Annotated in this window: 12 protein-coding genes; all 12 read left to right on the top strand. The window is 61.5% G+C overall.

Going from position 1 to position 17,727, the window contains the following annotated elements; genetic code table 11:
- The first annotated feature begins 47 nt into the window (after nucleotides 1–47).
- The 12 genes from QX126_RS24845 (at nucleotide 48) to QX126_RS24790 (ending at nucleotide 17,591) form a co-directional block, all read left to right on the top strand.
- On the top strand, nucleotides 48–710 hold the full coding sequence (locus tag QX126_RS24845) for a SctK family type III secretion system sorting platform protein (RefSeq protein ID WP_315784306.1): 663 nt from the start codon (nucleotides 48–50) through the stop codon (nucleotides 708–710).
- On the top strand, nucleotides 707–1,324 hold the full coding sequence (sctL, locus tag QX126_RS24840) for a type III secretion system stator protein SctL (RefSeq protein ID WP_315784304.1): 618 nt from the start codon (nucleotides 707–709) through the stop codon (nucleotides 1,322–1,324). The genes QX126_RS24845 and sctL overlap by 4 nt, the downstream gene beginning before the upstream one ends.
- Nucleotides 1,324–2,667, top strand: coding sequence for a FliI/YscN family ATPase (locus QX126_RS24835; protein WP_409999121.1), 1,344 nt, complete (start codon nucleotides 1,324–1,326; stop codon nucleotides 2,665–2,667). Before sctL ends, QX126_RS24835 begins: the two co-directional genes overlap by 1 nt.
- Entirely contained in the window at nucleotides 2,664–3,152 is a 489-nt protein-coding gene (locus QX126_RS24830) for a hypothetical protein (protein ID WP_315784303.1), read from the top strand. Before QX126_RS24835 ends, QX126_RS24830 begins: the two co-directional genes overlap by 4 nt.
- Entirely contained in the window at nucleotides 3,149–4,216 is a 1,068-nt protein-coding gene (gene sctQ, locus QX126_RS24825) for a type III secretion system cytoplasmic ring protein SctQ (RefSeq protein ID WP_315735423.1), read from the top strand. The genes QX126_RS24830 and sctQ overlap by 4 nt, the downstream gene beginning before the upstream one ends.
- A gap of 9 nt (nucleotides 4,217–4,225) precedes the next feature.
- On the top strand, nucleotides 4,226–4,873 hold the full coding sequence (gene sctR / locus QX126_RS24820; RefSeq protein ID WP_315735421.1) for a type III secretion system export apparatus subunit SctR: 648 nt from the start codon (nucleotides 4,226–4,228) through the stop codon (nucleotides 4,871–4,873).
- A gap of 24 nt (nucleotides 4,874–4,897) precedes the next feature.
- Nucleotides 4,898–5,167, top strand: coding sequence for a type III secretion system export apparatus subunit SctS (gene sctS, locus QX126_RS24815; RefSeq protein WP_315715074.1), 270 nt, complete (start codon nucleotides 4,898–4,900; stop codon nucleotides 5,165–5,167).
- Nucleotides 5,168–5,218: 51 nt separating this feature from the next.
- The gene (gene sctT / locus QX126_RS24810) at nucleotides 5,219–6,037 is read left to right on the top strand and encodes a type III secretion system export apparatus subunit SctT (RefSeq protein WP_315735419.1); all 819 of its coding nucleotides are present in this window, start codon (nucleotides 5,219–5,221) and stop codon (nucleotides 6,035–6,037) included.
- Nucleotides 6,034–7,083: an EscU/YscU/HrcU family type III secretion system export apparatus switch protein gene (locus tag QX126_RS24805; protein ID WP_315784301.1), complete on the top strand. Its 1,050-nt coding sequence runs from the start codon at nucleotides 6,034–6,036 to the stop codon at nucleotides 7,081–7,083. Before sctT ends, QX126_RS24805 begins: the two co-directional genes overlap by 4 nt.
- Nucleotides 7,084–7,388: 305 nt before the next feature.
- Nucleotides 7,389–12,899: a hypothetical protein gene (locus tag QX126_RS24800; RefSeq protein WP_315784299.1), complete on the top strand. Its 5,511-nt coding sequence runs from the start codon at nucleotides 7,389–7,391 to the stop codon at nucleotides 12,897–12,899.
- Between the two features lie 814 nt (nucleotides 12,900–13,713).
- Nucleotides 13,714–16,620, top strand: coding sequence for a helix-turn-helix transcriptional regulator (locus tag QX126_RS24795; protein WP_315784297.1), 2,907 nt, complete (start codon nucleotides 13,714–13,716; stop codon nucleotides 16,618–16,620).
- A 257-nt stretch (nucleotides 16,621–16,877) separates the two neighbouring features.
- Nucleotides 16,878–17,591 (top strand): GntR family transcriptional regulator, encoded by a 714-nt coding sequence (locus QX126_RS24790; RefSeq protein WP_315784296.1) that lies wholly within the window; start codon nucleotides 16,878–16,880, stop codon nucleotides 17,589–17,591.
- Nucleotides 17,592–17,727 lie beyond the last annotated feature (136 nt).

The raw sequence follows: 17,727 nt of genomic DNA, 5'->3' as shown, positions 1-17,727 counted from the left end.
GTGGCCGGCAAATGAGTAGGCTTGTGCAACCTGGAGCATCCCTTGGTTTGCGTGATCCGAAGGGCGGCGGCGGCTGCGAACCCGGCGCGCCGGTGGGGCATCGGCCGGTGATCGATATGGACACGTTTTGCCGATTGCCGGCACGCTACATCCACGTTGAACGATTTCTCGCGTGCGTACCGGGCGTTTCGCCCGGGCTTGCCGCACGGATACTCGCCTGCGACCGACTCCACCGAGATATCTCAGAGCGGATCGTTGTGCATTATGAGCTTGATTGCTGCACGGCAGCCGACGTCGCTGACACGCGCAGTCGCATTGCGCTTCTCGACTGCGAGCAGCTATGCCGCGTCGGTGAGCTGGCCGGCGGTGTTTGGCATGCCCACGCAATTCGTTCCACGGTCCTCAAGACTACGCTCCGGGAGCATCTCGGAGAATTCGATTCCCGACTCCACAAGGTCGCGCTCGCCAATATCGATCTGTCGCCCAAACCCGATCGCCCCCCGAATCCATCTGCGCTTGCGGACGTCATCCGAGGTGATGGGATGCAATGTCTCAATGCCGCAATCTGGCGACTCCCCGCCACCTTGCGCAGCCGCATCCTTCTTCGATTTCCGATTGACTCGCCGCTGGGCTCCTCGGTCTCGCGGCGACACCAACAGCTTGGTCCGGAGATTGTTGATCGCGTTCTAGCCGATGGGATGGTGCCGTGAAAGCCCCCGAGAGTGACAAGCCTACCGGCACGTTCCATCCGCTCGGACCCGTGGTTCGAGCCGAAGAGGCGGAGACCTGGTTTTCCGCGGCTGCCTCTCTTGCCGACGCCCGGCGGCAATGCGAGCAGATCGCCGCGCAGGCCCGGCTCGCGTTCGAAGAGCAGCGCATGAGAGGCTTCGAGGATGGTCGTCTCGCGGGAGTTGAGGAGGCGGCCCGCCTGATTGCGGAAACGAAGGTCACGGTTGATGATTTCGTCGCCGAACTGCAAGACGAACTTATCACGCTCGTCGTCGAGATCATCAGGGAGATCCTCGGAGGTTTTGAGCCGGACGATCTCGCCGCGCGCGCCATCACCAGAGCACTCGAAGAGATGCGTTCCGGTACGGCCCTCGTGCTGATGACTGCGCCGCAGGAGATGGAGTCCATCCGTGTACGAGTGGCCACGCTGCTGGAGGATGGGGCCGACCAACTCACCATCGTGTCGGACCCGCAGTTTGCGCCGGGGCGCTGTATGCTTTGGAGCGAGTTCGGGCAGATCGATGTTTCCGTTGACGCTCAACTGGAGCAGCTCGCCTTGGCGCTGCGTGCCGGTTTCGAGGGGGTGGAGCCATGATGCCGGCAGGCTCTGCCACGCACCGACTCGCGCGAATCCTGCCGCAGTTGCGTGAAGCTGCAGGCCGTTCGCAACTGCGCCCGATCCGAGGGCGCGTGGTTCAGGTGTCGGGGGCCCTCATCAGGGCGATCGTTCCCGATGCGCGTGTTGGCGATATCTGTTTGCTCCGTTCTGCCCACGCCTCGGCTGATCTGCAGGCCGAGATCGTGGGCATCGAAGGCGGTGTCGCGTTGCTGACGCCTCTCGGAGACGTGGCGGGTCTCTCAACAAGAACGGAAGTCGTCTCGACAAGGCAGGCCCTCGGCATCATGGTTGGGCCAGCGCTGCTCGGCCGCGTCGTCGACGGGCTCGGGCGCCCTCTCGACGTTCAGGAACGAGGATGGCCCGAGTTCGACCAGATTCGACGAGTCCGCGGAGCTGCGCCGGCGCCCTTGGCCCGGCGGCTCGTTGACGGCCCTTTGTCACTTGGCATCCGGGCGATCGATGGTCTGCTCAGCTGCGGCGAGGGGCAGCGGATCGGCATCTATGGCGAACCCGGCGCGGGCAAATCGTCGCTTGTCGCCCAGATCGTCCAGAACGCGGACGTCGACGTCTGCGTTGTCGCACTGATTGGCGAGCGTGGGCGCGAAGTTCGAGAAATGGTCGAGCGCTGCCTGGCCGGAGCGGCTCGGGCGCGATCAGTCGTGATTGTCGCAACCTCCGACCGGCCGCCGACGGAGCGCGTCACTGCTGCCTATGTCGCCGTGACGATCGCGGAGTACTTCCGGGATTGCAACGCACGCGTGCTCCTGGTGCAGGACAGTGTCACTCGCTTTGCGAGGGCATTGCGTGAGATCGGACTGGCCGCGGGCGAGCCGCCGACGCGCCGGGGCTTTCCGCCGTCGGTGTTTGCGGCATTGCCCGAGTTGCTCGAGCGGTCCGGTCCCGGAGTCGCCGGCTCAATCACTGCATTTTACACCGTGCTGGTTGAGGGGGATGGTACCGCGGATCCGATCGCGGAGGAGACGCGCAGCATTCTGGACGGGCACATCGCGTTGTCACCTAAGCTCGCACAGTCGGCGCATTTCCCTGCGATTGACATCGTGTCCAGCCTCAGCCGCGTCATGGATCAGGTCGTGACGAGCCGTCATCGCTCTGCAGCCAGGAGGATGCGTGAACTCATAGCTCGCTATGCAGAGCTTGAGTTCCTGCTGCAGGTTGGGGAGTACAAGGCCGGATCAGATCCGATCGCCGATGAGGCGATCGCCAAGCAGGATGCTATCAAGTCCTTTCTGCGGCAGGGCCTCGGCGAGGCCGTTCCGTGGGATCGCACGATCCATCAACTCGAGCAGCTCGCGTCATGAGGTACGATCCACTGCTCACGCGCATACGCAGGATGCGGATCGTTCTCGGAGAGAGGGAGCGGCGGGCGAATTCCGCGCTTCAGCGCGGCGTGGAGGCACAGGTCGAAGCGGCTGCAGAATTGACGCAGATCAATCATGCGGTTGCGTTGCAAGCAGCGGCGCGTGGCGCACGCGAACGTCAGATCTACCAGCAGATGGTAGGGCGTCCATTTTCCGCGCGGGAGATCACCCAACTTGACGCGCAACTCAGGCGCCTCGAGTCGCTGGCAATGGCGCTTGCCGAGCAGCGCCTTGCGAGCATCCGTACGCTCGACCAGGCGCGTAACGAAGTTCAGGGTCTACGCCTCGAATTCGTGAAGGCTCATCGGAGGCGTCGCAAGTGGGATGAGTTATCGCAGCAATCACGTCGCCGTCGCGAGAGCCGTGAGACGTTGCTAGAGGAGATGGCTAATTCGGACGGCAGGGCGGCGGGGCGGCAAGCATGAACGCGCCATTCCCCGCTCGCGGGCGCGGAGCGCCTGACGGTGAGATCACCGAATTTCATCCGGACGTGCTATCCATTGCTGATGTTCTACGTGCCCGTCGTTGGTGTCGGCGACTGGCTGAACTCACCTGCGAGTTGGCGGGTCTGCCGCTGCGGATTTCCTTCTCGGGCGCCTCCTCGGGCGTTTCGAGCCGGCCGGCGTGTCGTCTGCATTTTACGATCGGCGGTGATCCATGCGCCGTAAGTCTGCCTGTAGAGGTGATCGATGCAACGCTGCAGGCGATTGATGGTCCGCCTCGAACGACGCTCGCCGAGCCCGATCTGCTGCTTCTGATCGAGTTCGCCTGCGCCGCCATACTTGATGCAATCGAGGAGACGCTCGGCCTCCCCGTCATCCTCACGCATGCTTCCTTCGATGGCAGCGTTCCGGACTCGATCGGAATCCCGTGTCGCGGCAGGTTTGGCGAACGATCGTTCAGTGCTTACCTGTCTTTAGCAGAGCCATACGAATCCCGTTTGGCAAATCAAGTTCAAGCATTGGGTCCGGCTGCTGCCGCCGGAGTTCCGATCTGCGCGGCCTTCCGGCTTGGTGCTACGCGCGTCAGCGCCCGCTTGCTTGCGAGCTTACGGCCGGGAGACGTCGTGATCATCGAACACGCGATGCCGGGTGGACGCGTCGCCGCCGTCTTCGGCGAGCGTCGTCTCACCTCATGCCGCTTCGAGGGAGGCGACGCGACAGTGGTGGACACGTTGCACCAGATCAGAGGCGATCTTCATCATCATTGGACGGCTGTGGACATGACGGCACATGAAAGCGTCGATACAGGCGCAGACGATGTGAGCCTGGACGACCTCCAGATCAAGCTCCTATTTGAGATCGGCCAGCTCGAGATACCTCTCGGCGAGTTGCGCATGATCGCGCCGGGCTATGTCTTCAATCTCGGTCGGGATCCGCGACATGCAATTGAGATTCACGCGGGGAATCGGCGGATCGGGCAGGGCGAGATCGTCAGGATCGGCGAGGCAATCGGCGTGCGGATCAACAGATTGTTCAATCACGAATGAGCTGAAGCCGTGACCCAGTTCAATTTGTTCGCTGTTCTCGCGGTCATCGCCGGACTTGGCCTTGTCATCTTTGTCGTCGTGACGATGACATCGTTCGTCAAGATCGCCGTGGTCCTGTTCCTGATCCGGAACGCGCTGGGAGTGCAGCAGACGCCTCCAAACCTCGTGCTCTATGCCATTGCGCTGGTTCTGACGGCCTATGTCAGCGCGCCGCTAGTGCAGACCGTGTATGAGCGCGTCAATGATCGTCCCAGCGAGTTTCAAACCTTTACCGACTGGAAAGATGCTGCTGAGCGGGCAGGCCAGCCAATTCGCGAACATCTGAGCCGGTTCACGACGGTCGCGGAGCGAGAGTTTTTCGTCACTGCCACCGGCAGCTTATGGCCCGATAGCAGCAGGGCCAAGCTGTCGAGCGAAGATCTCGTTATTCTCGTTCCCTCCTTCATGAGCTCGGAGCTCAAGCGCGCCTTCGAGATCGGCTTCCTGCTCTATCTGCCCTTCATCGCGATTGATCTCGTGGTGTCCGCGGTTTTGATGTCCCTTGGCATGTCGATGGTGCCGCCATCGACGATCTCCGTCCCATTCAAGTTGTTCTTGTTCGTGATGGTCGAGGGCTGGTCCAAGCTGATGCATGGCCTGGTGTTGAGTTACGGATAGCCTGCGAGATGGGTAGGGGAAGCAATGGGCCAAGCGACAATCGTCGATCATCTGGTCAGGGGTCTGACGGTCGTTCTCATCTTTGCCATGCCTCCCCTGGGTGTGGCGATGGTTGTTGGCCTCTTCGTCTCAATTCTTCAGGCCGCAACCCAGATTCAGGATCAGGTGCTGCCGCAGACGATCAAACTGATTGCCGTCGTGGCCACGCTGGCGGTGTTCGGCGCAGTGTTGGCGGCACCGCTGATCCAATATGCCGATCAGATCCTTGCGGATTTTCCTGCACTGACGCGTTGACGGGCCTTCCCTTCATCGTGCTCGGAGGGATATGGGCGACGCGGAGTGGCGATGGGGCTTGACCTCATGCCGTTGGACAGCATCGAGGCGGGGGCCAACCTCGTCTTCCGTCATCTTCTTTCGTTGGCGCTCGCCATCGCGCGTCCCAGCGCCTTCGTCATGACCTTTCCCGTGTTTGTTCGCCTCGGGCTGACCGGCTCGATTCGTGGTGCCTTCGTGGTCGCGATCTCGCTACCGGTCATGACCGGACTTGTTGAGGTGCTTCCTCCGATCGGCACGCAAACATTGCGATTGGTCGCGGTCGGGTTCAAGGAAGCGATCATCGGAGGGCTCCTTGGTCTGCTGCTTGGGATCCCGTTCTGGGCCGCCGAGGTCGCGGGCGACCTGCTCGACTACGAACGTCAGGCGCCCGATGCCCAGCTTCAGGATCCCAACGCCATGACCGAGTCCACCGCGTCTGGTACGCTTTTTATGCTCGCTGCGGTGGTTCTGTTCGTCGCAGCCGACGGCTTTCATAGCGTCGTCGAAGCCCTTTATGGCAGCTACAGGCTCTGGCCGGTCATTGAGCTCGCGCCTTTGCTGCGCGCGGAGAGCGGCCTATTGGCGCTGGAAATGCTCGTCCGCGTGCTGCAGTTGGCACTGATCCTGGCATTTCCAGTGCTGGCGGCCATGTTCGTTGCGATGTTCGCGCTGATGGTGATTGCCCGTTTCGCACCGCAGTTGAATGTGTTCGATCTTTCGATGGCGGCGCGCAACCTGGTCTATTTCCTGGTTCTGCCGCTCTATGCGGCCTTTCTGCTCGATCACTTCGGTACTCAGCTTGGAGAGTTGACCGGAATCTTGGACCAACTAGGGCAGTTCCTGCGATGAGTGAGGATGGCGGCACTGAGGAGCGGACGCTGCCTCCGAGCGAGCGGAAGTTACGTAAGGCGCGCGAAAAGGGACAGGTCTTTCGCAGCACCGATATGGTCGCCGGTGCATGCCTGTCGTCCATGCTGCTCTATCTCTGGCTGATCTTGCCGGAGCTTTTCGCGCGGTTACGGGGAGCCATGATGCTCGTGGGCGATGCGGGCGGGCAACCGTTTCGGGAAGCTGCGGGCACGATCGGAACGATGATGTACGAAGCCGCCGTGCCATACCTTGCAAGGGGGGCGGCCATCGTCGTCCTAATGTCCCTCGTCGTCAACGTCGCCGTCACCAAGGGGATCGTCTTCAGCCTTGACCCTATCAAGCCCCGCGCGGAGCGCTTGCATCCCGCAAAGGGTTTGAAGCGGATTTTCGCGCTCAAGAGCCTGATCGAGCTGGTGAAGAGTCTGGTCAAGACGACCCTCCTCGTCACGATCTCGGTTTTCGTCCTCGAGATGTCGCTCAACTCCCTGGTTCACACGCCAGGATGCGGTCTTTCGTGCCTCGTGCCAGTGACCGGGGCGATCATGGCACCGCTCCTCGTCGCGGCAATAGTCATGCTGATGGTGGGCGGCCTTATCGACGTTCTGGTGCAGCGCGGACTGTTCATGCGCGAGATGCGGATGACACGAAGCGAGGCGAAGCGCGAGCGGAGAGACCAGGAAGGCCTGCCGGAGGTACGCTCTGCGCAACGCCGTCAGCGGCAATCGCTGGCGCACGGTGGAGGGCGGGGAGGAATCGAAAGCGCAACAGTGGTCATCGAGGGCGACGATGTGATGGTCGGGCTGCGTTATGTTCCGGGCGAGACACAGGTCCCAAGGCTCGTGTGCAAAGGACGTTCCGTCCGTGCGCACAATCTCACCGAAGCTGCGGCTGAGCTTGGCATTCCTCGTTTCCGCAATCCAGACCTCGCAGAGGAACTCGATCGCCGTATCGCTCAGGACCATTACATCACCGAGGAGTTTTTCCAGCCGGTGGTGTCGGCCTTGCGCGCGTGCGGCATGTCCTGAGTGTAGCCGTGCTGCCCCACAGTATTTTCACAATATATTTCGGATCGGCCGCCGGCTGATGTCCTAAACTGTCGTTCGGACATGATCGCCGAGCGGGCTGCATGGCTGACGAACTGCGTCTGCCAGAGCAGAGCCGCCGCCGCTAACGGGGAGACGCACGAATGCGGATAGATGACGCAGGTGGCTCGGTTGTCGCCAGTCCTCCTCCTCCGCCGCCACCCCCACCCCCACCCCCACCCCCGCCTCCTCCCCCGCCTCCTCCCCCGCCACCGCCGCGGCCGAAGTCCGCGGCATCGTCGTCGGGCATGCTCGATCGCAATTCGGCGCGCAGCGTTGGATCATCATCGACCGCACCTTCGCCGCTCTTTCAGCCCCTTCGACCTTTCATAGGTCCGGTTCTGCAGCCGACGCCTGTGTTGCTTGGCCCGCCTGCTCCGCCGAAGGCGGCGGCAACATGTCCGGGAGTTCCCGCCCCGGCGCCGGCGGCGCCGGTCCCGGACGCCGTTTCGCAGGCAAAATCTGTTCAGACAAAAGCGCAGACCACTCTCGACGGTGATGCTGGAAAGCTGCATAAACTGCAGACCGAACTGAATGATGCACAGGGAACGAAGGCGCCGATCGGGTACGGTCGCGGCGCGGGCGCCGCGGTGGCTGCGCATCAAGCCCATATCAGCGATCTGAAGAAGCAGGTTGCGGCCGCTCAGCAGCAAGTCACCGCCGACCAGGCGGTGTTGAGTTCGGCCAAGAGCAATCTGAGTGCCGCACAACGCATCGACGCCGCCGCAGCGAACTACAAGCCGGCACCGCCGCCGGTCACCGTGAAAGATCCGGTCGCGCGGAAAGTTGTCCCGCTCGTCGACGCGGCCTCGGCCCAGGTTTCCGCGGGAAAGGCCAAGGTCACCGCCGATACGGCTGCTCTCGAACAGACCAAATCGCAGCTCGGCCGTCTGGACACCGAGATGGACCGGGGGATCAGCGCCGGAACATTGCACCGTCTGTCGTTGCTGAATCAGCAGCAGGATGCGCAGCAACACAAGCTGGCGACGGACCAGCGCAAGCTTGATGCCGCGAGCGCCGACCTTGCGGCAGGGAAAAGCGTCGTCTACGGGCAGCAGGCCGCGGCGGACAAGAAAGAGCTCGAGAGCGCTTCCACAGCGCTGAAGAAAGCCGGTGTCACGATCGACCAGAACGACAATCCGACCCAGGCGAATTTGACGCCATCGCAGCTGCGCGCCTATGACGACTTCACCGTCGCGCGGAGCAAGCTCAACGCCGATGTCGGCATGGTCGCGCAGGGCAAGGCCCAGCTCCAGTATTATGCTTCGAATTCCGAGAAATACGGGACGGTTGCGAAGGATGCCCAGGATCGGGTGAACGACGCTCTGCATCCATTGGGGTACACCATACGTGCAACGCGCGGCAGCGATCCGCAGCAGGCATCGCTCGATCTCAAGCTCGCGAACGGGAACGCTGATTACCAGAATGCAGGCTGGGCCGCAGCTCAGCACCGGGTGGCATTTGCGGCGGCAGCGCAGACCGATCTTGAGGCAGCGCAGGACTCCGATCTTGCCAAATTGTCCCCGCAAGCCCGGCAGACCGCTACCACGGCGAAGATCGAATACGATCAGGCAAGCGCCTATCAGAACAAAGTCGGGACCGACCTCGCCCTGATCAAGGGCCACCAGGCCGTCTCGGATGCGCAGGCCGCCTATATCAAGAATCCGACGGCCGCCACGGAGCTCAAGCTGAACCAAGCGCAGCGTCAGTTGCGCGAGCTCTCGACAATGTCCGACATTGCGACGGCGGGCTTCAAGTCGGCAACCGGGCTTGCCTACGCCGACCAGCGCAATACGACATTGGCTAATCTGGAGCACACCTATAGCCATGTTCCCTTGCCCTCAAACTCGCCGGTGTTGCAGCAGATAGCGCAGGCAAGAACTGACGCGGCATCGGCCGGCCTGATCACGAAAGAGCTGGCTGCAACGACCAACAGGCTGGTTCAGGATTATCGTGTCACACAGAGCGAGGCGGCGGTCGCAACCGCGCGGCAGTCCGCCAACACTGATTCGGTACAAGCTGGCAATGTACAGGCTGTGGGTTTCACCAAAGCGAGCAGCGCCCTGACGACGGCTCAGCAATCGCTTCAATATGCAAAGCTTCAACAGAAGCTGGCTCAATATCAGCTGCTGGACTCCCAGTTTCGGCTGACATTGCCGCAAAATCTACTTGATCCGCAAACGGTCTCTGACCAGAGCGCGCTCTCGCATGCGTACAATACATTCTTTGCGCAGCATCCGGGTGCCTTGAGCGATGGCGCGGTCGCTGAGCAGCTTGCGAGCCTCAAAGACGCGAACGCGCGAGTGGATATCGGTCAAGGGCTACATGAGCTGCAGGATGCCATCGACAGGGAAGACAAAGCGCTCGGCAACCGCAGCCTTCTGCAGAAGGGCGGCGATTGGGTCGGGGGGCTGTTCGGTGCCAACCGGTCTGAGCTCGAGTCGGATCTGCAGGACAAGAAAGAGGCGCTCACGGCCCTGCAGAAAAATCAGGGAGGGATGACTGCCCAGGAGGTCAACGGCGAGTATCTGAACATCATGGGTAATCTGGCCACCCAGAATGACCGGATGTTCGAGAACGAGCGCAAGACCGACGCCAATTGGTCGAGTGCACAGGAAGTCGTGCGCGACGTCGCGATCGCCGCGGCTGCGACCGCGGTTACGATGGCCACGGCCGGAGCCGGCGCGCCGGTATTGGCCGCCCTTGCGGCGGGCACATTGGTGGGAACGGGAACGGCCGAAGCCATCGACACGGCCCAGAATGCAGCAACTGTGTTCGGTGGCGGCGACATTCACAGCGATCCTCACATCTCACTCGACGCAGCGCTGACCAACAACTTCTTCAAGGGTGGCGGCAGCTGGGATGAGGTGAAGCAGGCGGGCGTTGATGCGACCGTATCGGGCGTGCAATCCCTCGGCGCAGCAGGGGGGGCGTTGACGGGCGGAGCCACGGAGGCCTTCCTTACGCGCGGCCTCGACCAGGCTGCAAGCTCGGTCGTCTCGAAGCTCGCAACCGGATCAACGGTCATGGTTGCCAATCAGGGGGTGATGGGTCTCGGCAACGTGGCGGGGACGTATGTCGAGTCCCAATATCAGCTCTCGGAGGGACGGCTCACGCAGGACGAAGCCCAGGCGCAGATGAAGGATGCGTTCTCCGGATACTTCAAGAATCTCGCGGTGGCCGGCGTGACGGGAGGTCTGACGAAGTTCGTCGACGGCAAGGTGGCCGTGCGGACCGCAAGCGCGGCACGGCCGAATGGACTCGTGTCGAACCCGCTTTATCAGACAGCCTCCCAGCTGGGTGCGAACACCATGCTGACTGCGGGCCCCGGCCTCCTTTCCGGCAAGGCGCCGACCGCCCAAGACTATCTGTCCATCGGTCTCAATACGGTTTCCGGTGTGGCTTCTCATCACTATCAGCAGAGCAGATCCCGCACCGTGGCCGAAACGGGCCTTGCCGGTCAGCCCGCCGCGTTCGACGCGGGAAGGAAGGTGTTTGACGCCTATCAGGGTCAGGCGAGCGGGACATCGCCGAATGGCATCCGGCTGCAGGCCATGGATCCCGCCGCTTTCGCCCGTGCATATCAAAAAGCCGGCGGCCAGCACGATCCGGCGTCCGTCGATGCCTTCAGCATCTTATCGGATCAGGGGCATCGCGTCTATGTACGGACCGATAGATTGAGCCCGGACGTGGTCGCACACGAGGCCGTGCATGCACTGACCTCGGAATCGTTCAAGAAGCTCGCAAGCACGTTGGTCATTGATTCAAGCCGGCCGCATTCGAACTTGAATGAAGGTGTGACCGAGCTTCTCGCCTCGCAGGTCGTGCCGCGCCGTGGCACATCGCCCTATGCGACGGAGGCGCAGATCGCGGAGGCCATTCGCGACCGGATGGGGGAGACCGACTTCCATAAGGCGGTTTTCGGAGGCGATCCAGCGGCACTCGCATCGTTCCGGCAGACCGCTTTGGCGTTGCACGAAAGACCTGTCAGCGAAGACTCGGCTGCAAATTGGGCCCTAGCCGCCTCGACGGCAGCCCAGCCCGCGGGTGGTGGCGGCGGCAAGCCGCCCGCGAGCGGCGGTGGTGCGGTCTCTCCGGCCTCGCCCCCGCCGGCCTCGAGCGGCTTGACTCTTGTGCTCAGCCCGAAGGCATTCGAACGATTTCAGGACCGGGTCGCTCTCCAACCCTCCAAATACGGCAGTAGCGCCGACAGGTATATCTACGTTGTGGAGACACGAGGAAACAAGCCAAGCCGACCGTTCGCCATGAACGACGCAAACATCACACGGCGAGGAGTGATCGGAGCAACAGACCGCTTTGTTGACTGGGGCGGAAGTCCGCCGCAATCAGCCAAGACATACAGCCGACGCTACGATCTGCCGAAAAAGGATTTTCGTGTCGTGGTCACGGATCAGCCCTACACGGGAGTGGGCGATCGACAAGTGGCACCGCGCAGGTCAGGCCTCCGACAGGCTCTGCCCGTTGCTGCAGGAGTGGCCTCCGATGCGGTTGCCCTTGCAGCAGCCGCGCGGTTCGGATCTCTAGGCATGCTGGCGGCCTGGAACGCCACAGTTCGTGGACCGCTGAACATCGTTCAGCTCAAGCCGAAATTGGCTGCCAAGTTGAGAATACCCGAAAAAGCAGCCCCGTATTTGCGAACCGCAACAGGTGTGAGCTTCATCGCCAACGGCATGGCAAACGACATCGTCAGTGTGACGAGCGGCCACCTGCTGAGCTTCCAATATGGTGGAGCAGCTGTCATCGGCTCCGCGCAAATCGTCTTGGGAGCGCGGAGCTATTTCAGTGGCTATGGCGCGCTTAGATCGCGTGGAGCTACCGATACGGTCCGGTCAACCGACACCAGTCTGAGCGAAATCGCGGACAGGAATAACGTACCGGACGAGGTGATCGGACGCGTCAATGCGAGAGATCCCGCGCATCCGCTTAAACTAATTAATCCAGATAAGTCGATCTCCATCAAGAGCAACGATGAGCAGCTCACTTTCCGCCAGATCGCCAGAAAGGAAAATAAGTCCGTCAGGAAGGTGCTCGAGGATGTCGGGCGTCGCGAGAAACTGGCAATTCCCGGGCGATTCACGTCTAAGGGGAGGCAGATCACCGCTCGGATCAAATCAGGCGAGGACCTGGATGCCTTTGCAGCGAGAAATGGCTCCTCCGCGCGGGCGATCATCAAGGCGCACCGGGATCGGATTCCAAGCACGTATACAAGCAATCCCGATTCGCATGCAGTTTGGACCGGCGCGGGGTTGAGGATTCCCGGGTCGTTTGACAACTCGCGAGGCCTATCTTGGACAGGAATTGCCTGGCGAACCGGCCGTTCTGCGCAGCAGTTGAAATCCCTTAATGGGGCGGCCAGCGGAACCAAGAGCAGAGAGACGGCTCCCGAAATCGTACATATCCCTCCAGCATCTTCCTGGGACACGACTCGACTGTCTCGCCGCATGCAGATAACCGGAAGTGCCGGTTTGATTGCTGGCAATGTTACTGAGCTTGTCTACGATATTCACGGTAATATCGGGGCTATCCCAGGCGCGGTCGGCGTCGCGGTTGGATCCGGCTTATCGATCTACGCGATGCTGCGCCGCAGAGCTCCGGCGAACTATCAAGTAGTAACGTCTGTTTCCTTCTCGCTGAAGGGGCTCAATCGCGCTTGGCCCGCTTTCGGGCACGTCAGCGATGTCGTTGTGACCTTCGTCAAAGATAAGGGGCTGGAAGGACTGAGTTGGTTACAGAGGTGACGAATCCCATGCGTCTCCTCTCTGCAGGGGCGCCGAGTGGCGGGACGTCGTGGCGACAACGCGCCCTCGGCAACATTGACATACGTCGAGCACCCTCGGCCTAAGCGACCTCAAGCTGGCGACGCCGACGTCGGTACAGACGCACGAGCAATTCTGGCGCGCTCGAAGCGCGGCGATTCGTGTATATGGTTCTGTAATGGGAGAGATGCACAGTCCGCCCGGAGCGCCCAGCCCCGGCGGCTGGCAGGTTTCGATCGACCACACCTTGCCGGCGACCGCAGTACGTCGACGTGTGCCGCGTAGGGGAGCGACGCCCTCGTAAGATTGCTTTAGCCGACTCTCACGAAGCGTCGCAGTCGTATCCTCCCGGCAACCTTTCGGAACTTCACTTTGACAACAACAGCCATGATCGCATCTGCAGGCGAGGGCGCTAAATCTCGCCACAAACGCGAGACGCGAAGCAGGCATCGTCAAGAAAGCGACTCGATGATGGTTCGAACCTCAGTTGAGTCGATTTATTGAAAATCGTAAGGGTTGTGGACCTTCGGAGCAGGCAATCATTGGCTGAAGTTGACATGGAGATCGTCATCGATCTCGATCCTTCGACTCTCGCTGGTCGCCATTGCGCGACAGTCTTCGCGAGATGAGCCCAATGTGCGCAGCGCAACATTGATTTGCCGCTTGGTATTATCGTGCCGAGCTGATATTTTCTCAACGCAATCTTAAGTTTCGTGGGCGGTTGAATCGCACAGGCGGCAGTGCGTCTTGCCGCAGCCATGAAAGAGTATCGTGTAGGTTGGCTATTGGTTAGCGCATGAGGGATAGCGGTGTTCCGCTTATAGGAAGGGACCAGGAGTCGAACCGGCTTCGCGGGCTTCTCCCGGACAAGAATGGACGCGCTGTTGGTGCGGTCCTGGTAGGAGAGGCTGGAATTGGCAAGAGCCGTCTGGTCGAGGCACTGGCCCAAACTGCGAAGCAGCGCGGCTTCTGTGTGGCGAGGGGGGGCGCCTACGAGATGGCCGAACCTCTGCCATATGGATTGTTTGCCGACACGTTCTCCCAATGGGCTCGCGAGCAGCCGACACTCCTCAACCATGCTCGCAATGACATGATTCGGCCGCTGTCTCGCGTGGTGCCGGCGTTCGCGGCCGCTGCGGATCTTCCTGCTCTCAAAGGACTCTCCGGACCGGACGAGCGGTTTCGACTGTTCGAATCCGCGGTTCATCTGCTTCATGCGGTTGCAGTCGAGTCTCCACTACTGCTCGTGCTCGAGGACCTGCACTGGGCCGATCGCGAATCCTGGTCGATGTTGCTGCATTGCTTACGCTCGACGCGATCTCTGCCGCTGCTGACCGTCATCACTCTCCGTCCCGACGAGACCGGCGGCGAGCCTCTGGAACTCAATGCGCTGATGCGCGAGAGCGAGCTTCATCGGATCGCGGTTCGCTCGCTCGAGCCGGCGGACACGATGCGCATGCTGGAGTCATTGGCAGACGAGCGGCTGCCTGCATCGCTTGCCACGGCAATTCACCGTGAGACTGGCGGCAATCCGTTCTATGTGCGCCAGCTCTTCAACCACCTTGTCGAAGAGGGAAAGCTTGCTGGGCGCCAGGGCCAATGGCCCGCCGATCTCGTGAACAACGGTATCGGCATCCCGGCCGGACTGCGTCCGTTGCTGTCGCGACGGTTCGCGCGGCTCTCGGGGCCGACCTTGGGAATGCTGCGGATCGCTGCGATATTTCCCGAAGGGTTCGATCTCGGCCGATTGCAGCTTCTGATATCGGATTCCGAAGAGACGATTCTGGACCATATCGACGAGGCGATGAGGGCTGGGGTACTCGTCGTTCGCGGTGATGGCTACGTCTTTGCGCATGCGTTGTTGCGGCGCGCCTTGTACGACGAGCTGAACCCCGATCGGAGAGCGATTTTGCATCGACGCGCGGCGACGCGTCTCGCTGAGCTCGATGCCGATCCTGGAGAGATTGCGCATCAGTATCACGCTTCGCAGCGCATCCCGGGTGCTGAAATCGGCGAGGTCTTCGCACTGAACGCAGCCGAGCGCGCGCGAGCGAACTATATCAGCGAGCACGAAGCTGTATTCCTTCGGATCGCTTGCGATCTCGCAGGCGATGCTGCCTCGGACGAGATGCTCCGTGATCTCGCGCTTGCGCAGGCTGCATCACTCGACGTCGAAGCCGCCGATGCGACGACGCGCTTTCTGTTCAGCCGATGCTGGGAGCGGCGGCCATCATGGACCATGAGTTTCCTGGTGGCGATTGTCCGCAGGCTGCGGGACGCCGGCGCTCCCGCTGAGATGTGGCAGCCTCTGGTGGAGCGCGGACTGGAAGCCTGCGATGATCGCCGAGATTTGTACTGGGCCCGATTGGAGGTGCTCCGACAGGACTGGCGGTGCCGATGGAATGACGGGACGTTTGAGGCGATCTACCACGCGCCGGATCCGCGTGCGCTCGATCTCGTTCGTCAGCTTGGAGACGAAGAGGATCGTGCCTCGGCGCTCGACCTGTATGCTCCGCGATCCATCGAACAGACAGAGCAGGTGCAACGTTGGGCCGCCGAATGGCAGAATCCGGCGGCCATCATCCGGGCTCGAGAGGTCGTGACCCATGATTGGATCTATCGGCATGGGCAACTCGCCCTGGGGGTCGAAACTGCGCACGACCTGTTGCGGGATGCCAAGTGTTTCGGGTCGCTTCCCGGTCGGATCGAGGCGTTAACCTCTCTCGCGATTGCCGAGGCGAGCCTGGGTCATTTGGCAAGCTCAGACGCGGCGCTGCGCGACGCGCGTGCGCTGGCTGTCCGATTGGGACCGTGGCACCGGTTGCATCTTGCCCTGGAGCTTTCCGCGGTCGCATGGCGTGCCTATTTGTATGGTGGCGACTGGCCGGCGATTGGCCGAGTCGCTTCGCGTGCGCTACAGATCGTCAAGGATCATCCGGTGCGCCTTGGGCAAATCGTGCTTGGCTTCGCCGCTCTCACCGAAGCATTCCTGCCTGGCGAAAACGAATACGACGTTCGCATTGAGGCGCTGCTCCGATCCCTGGAGAACACAAATTCCGACAGACAGCTGTCGGATGATGCGCTTGGGCTCGGTGTCTGTGCCGCCTGGCAGCGTGAGGACGTCAAACGTGCCCGCCGGTTCGAAGCGTTGGTCCGCGCTCCAAAGCACGGGAGCACGATCGGTGCCGCCGGTGAATGCCGTGAATTCATCCTCGGACGCCTCGCGGCCCTTCAGGATCACACGGTTGCGGCACGCGCACACTTCGCAAAGGCCCGCGGCGATCTTGACCGGGCAGGCCAAGTCTGCCTCCGAGCGCTCGTCGATCTTGATGAGGCGACCGTTGCGGGAACCTCAGGGGACAAGCCGTCATCGCGTGCGCTGCTGCAGCGGGGACGCGAGCAGTTCGTAGCACTCGGCATGCGAAGCTGGCAGGAGCGCGTTGATCGAGCACGGATAGAGGGAGTCGAGGCGGAGTCGCGCAACTTATACGCGCGAGGCCCTGATGATCTTTCACCACGAGAAATGGAGATCCTCAGCAAGCTCGCTGCCGGCAGCCGCTCCAAGGCCATTGCTGCGGAACTACGCCTCAGTGTGCCGACCGTCAATCGGCACATTGCGAACATATATATGAAGATCGGCGTGAGCTCGCGCGCCGCAGCAACCGCTTACGCGATGAGACACCGTCTCAGCGTGCTCCAGTGAAGCAGTACACATCGATTGCATAGTTTTTATGATGGTGACGGCTGCAATGAGTGCGTAAGCTTACGGTGTGTAAAAAAATGAAAGTCATGGGCGGACAACGAGTAGCAGGGCAAGGAGTCGGCGTCGGGCGTCGTCGAATCCCTTCGCGTGCTCGTCGGCGCTGTCGGAGCATTCCGGGGACGAGTCAGACGCCTCTCGGGAGCTACGTCTGCGGCCGGCAAGTCGCGTCCGCCTAGGGTGGTTCAAGGGGACGTGGCATGCGTGATACAGACGGGGATATCAGCAAGGTAGACACCGCTTACACTAAGCTCAAGGACCTCGTCATCCACTATGATCTGGTACCTGACGGCAAGGTCCGGGTGCTTCCGGGAGAGCATCTGCATATTGACGATCTGGCGGATCGCGTCAATGCGAGCGCCACGCCTGTACGCCAAGCGCTGGAGCGCCTACAAGGCGAGGGGCTGATCGACAGCATCGCGAAGCGAGGCTTCTTCTCCAAGGTTCCGAACGCGTCCGAGCTGCAGGATCTGTATGAATTTGCCCGGCTGGTTCTTGAGCACAATATTACGAGGCCACTCGATCCGTCCTCGGTTGCGCGTCTCGGCCGGGGTTTGATGAAAGTGGAAGCCGTTGCAGTGGGCCACTCGGCAACGAAGTGCGTCAAGCATCATGCGATGACCATCGAGAGCGTCTTCGAGCAGATCACGCAGCTGTCGCGAAACGGGCAGATGCTGAGAATGATGCGGAACTTCAATGATCGCAGCCGGTATGTCCGATGCCTCTCGATCCTGCAAAGCCCGGATCACGGCGCGCAGGTACGAGAATGTCTCGAGCTGATCGAATTGCTCCGCGATCAAGATCCGAGAGGTGCAAGCGCTAAATTGGAAACGCACATGTGTCGGATGATCGTCGATCTGCCCGAGCTCATCAGGGACGCTAGGTCACGCTGGACGATGGCCGCGGCCATATAGATCTCGTTTGACGTTTGATTGTAATGCCCATGGGTACATCGACCTTCGACCTGTGAGAGGGTCCAAGACCCCGGTTGCGAGTGAAGCTCTGGATCCGGCATGCGCGGGGAGAATTCGCGGGGCGACCGAAGCCAAA

It is taken from the genome of Bradyrhizobium sp. SZCCHNPS1003 (genome assembly GCF_032381555.1).
Taxonomy (GTDB): Bacteria; Pseudomonadota; Alphaproteobacteria; order Rhizobiales; family Xanthobacteraceae; genus Bradyrhizobium.
The sequence above is the reverse complement of the archived record's forward strand: the minus strand, read 5'-3'. Positions and strand labels throughout refer to the sequence as shown.

Excerpts from the sequence above, each read along its gene's own strand:
- QX126_RS24830 (WP_315784303.1), top strand. The coding sequence starts at position 2,664 with ATGAGGTACGATCCACTGCTCACGCGCATACGCAGGATGCGGATCGTT.
- QX126_RS24835 (WP_409999121.1), top strand. The coding sequence starts at position 1,324 with ATGCCGGCAGGCTCTGCCACGCACCGACTCGCGCGAATCCTGCCGCAG.
- sctT (WP_315735419.1), top strand. The coding sequence starts at position 5,219 with ATGGGGCTTGACCTCATGCCGTTGGACAGCATCGAGGCGGGGGCCAAC.
- sctQ (WP_315735423.1), top strand. The coding sequence starts at position 3,149 with ATGAACGCGCCATTCCCCGCTCGCGGGCGCGGAGCGCCTGACGGTGAG.
- QX126_RS24805 (WP_315784301.1), top strand. The coding sequence starts at position 6,034 with ATGAGTGAGGATGGCGGCACTGAGGAGCGGACGCTGCCTCCGAGCGAG.
- QX126_RS24800 (WP_315784299.1), top strand. The coding sequence starts at position 7,389 with ATGCTCGATCGCAATTCGGCGCGCAGCGTTGGATCATCATCGACCGCA.
- QX126_RS24795 (WP_315784297.1), top strand. The coding sequence starts at position 13,714 with ATGAGGGATAGCGGTGTTCCGCTTATAGGAAGGGACCAGGAGTCGAAC.
- sctS (WP_315715074.1), top strand. The coding sequence starts at position 4,898 with ATGGGCCAAGCGACAATCGTCGATCATCTGGTCAGGGGTCTGACGGTC.
- QX126_RS24790 (WP_315784296.1), top strand. The coding sequence starts at position 16,878 with ATGCGTGATACAGACGGGGATATCAGCAAGGTAGACACCGCTTACACT.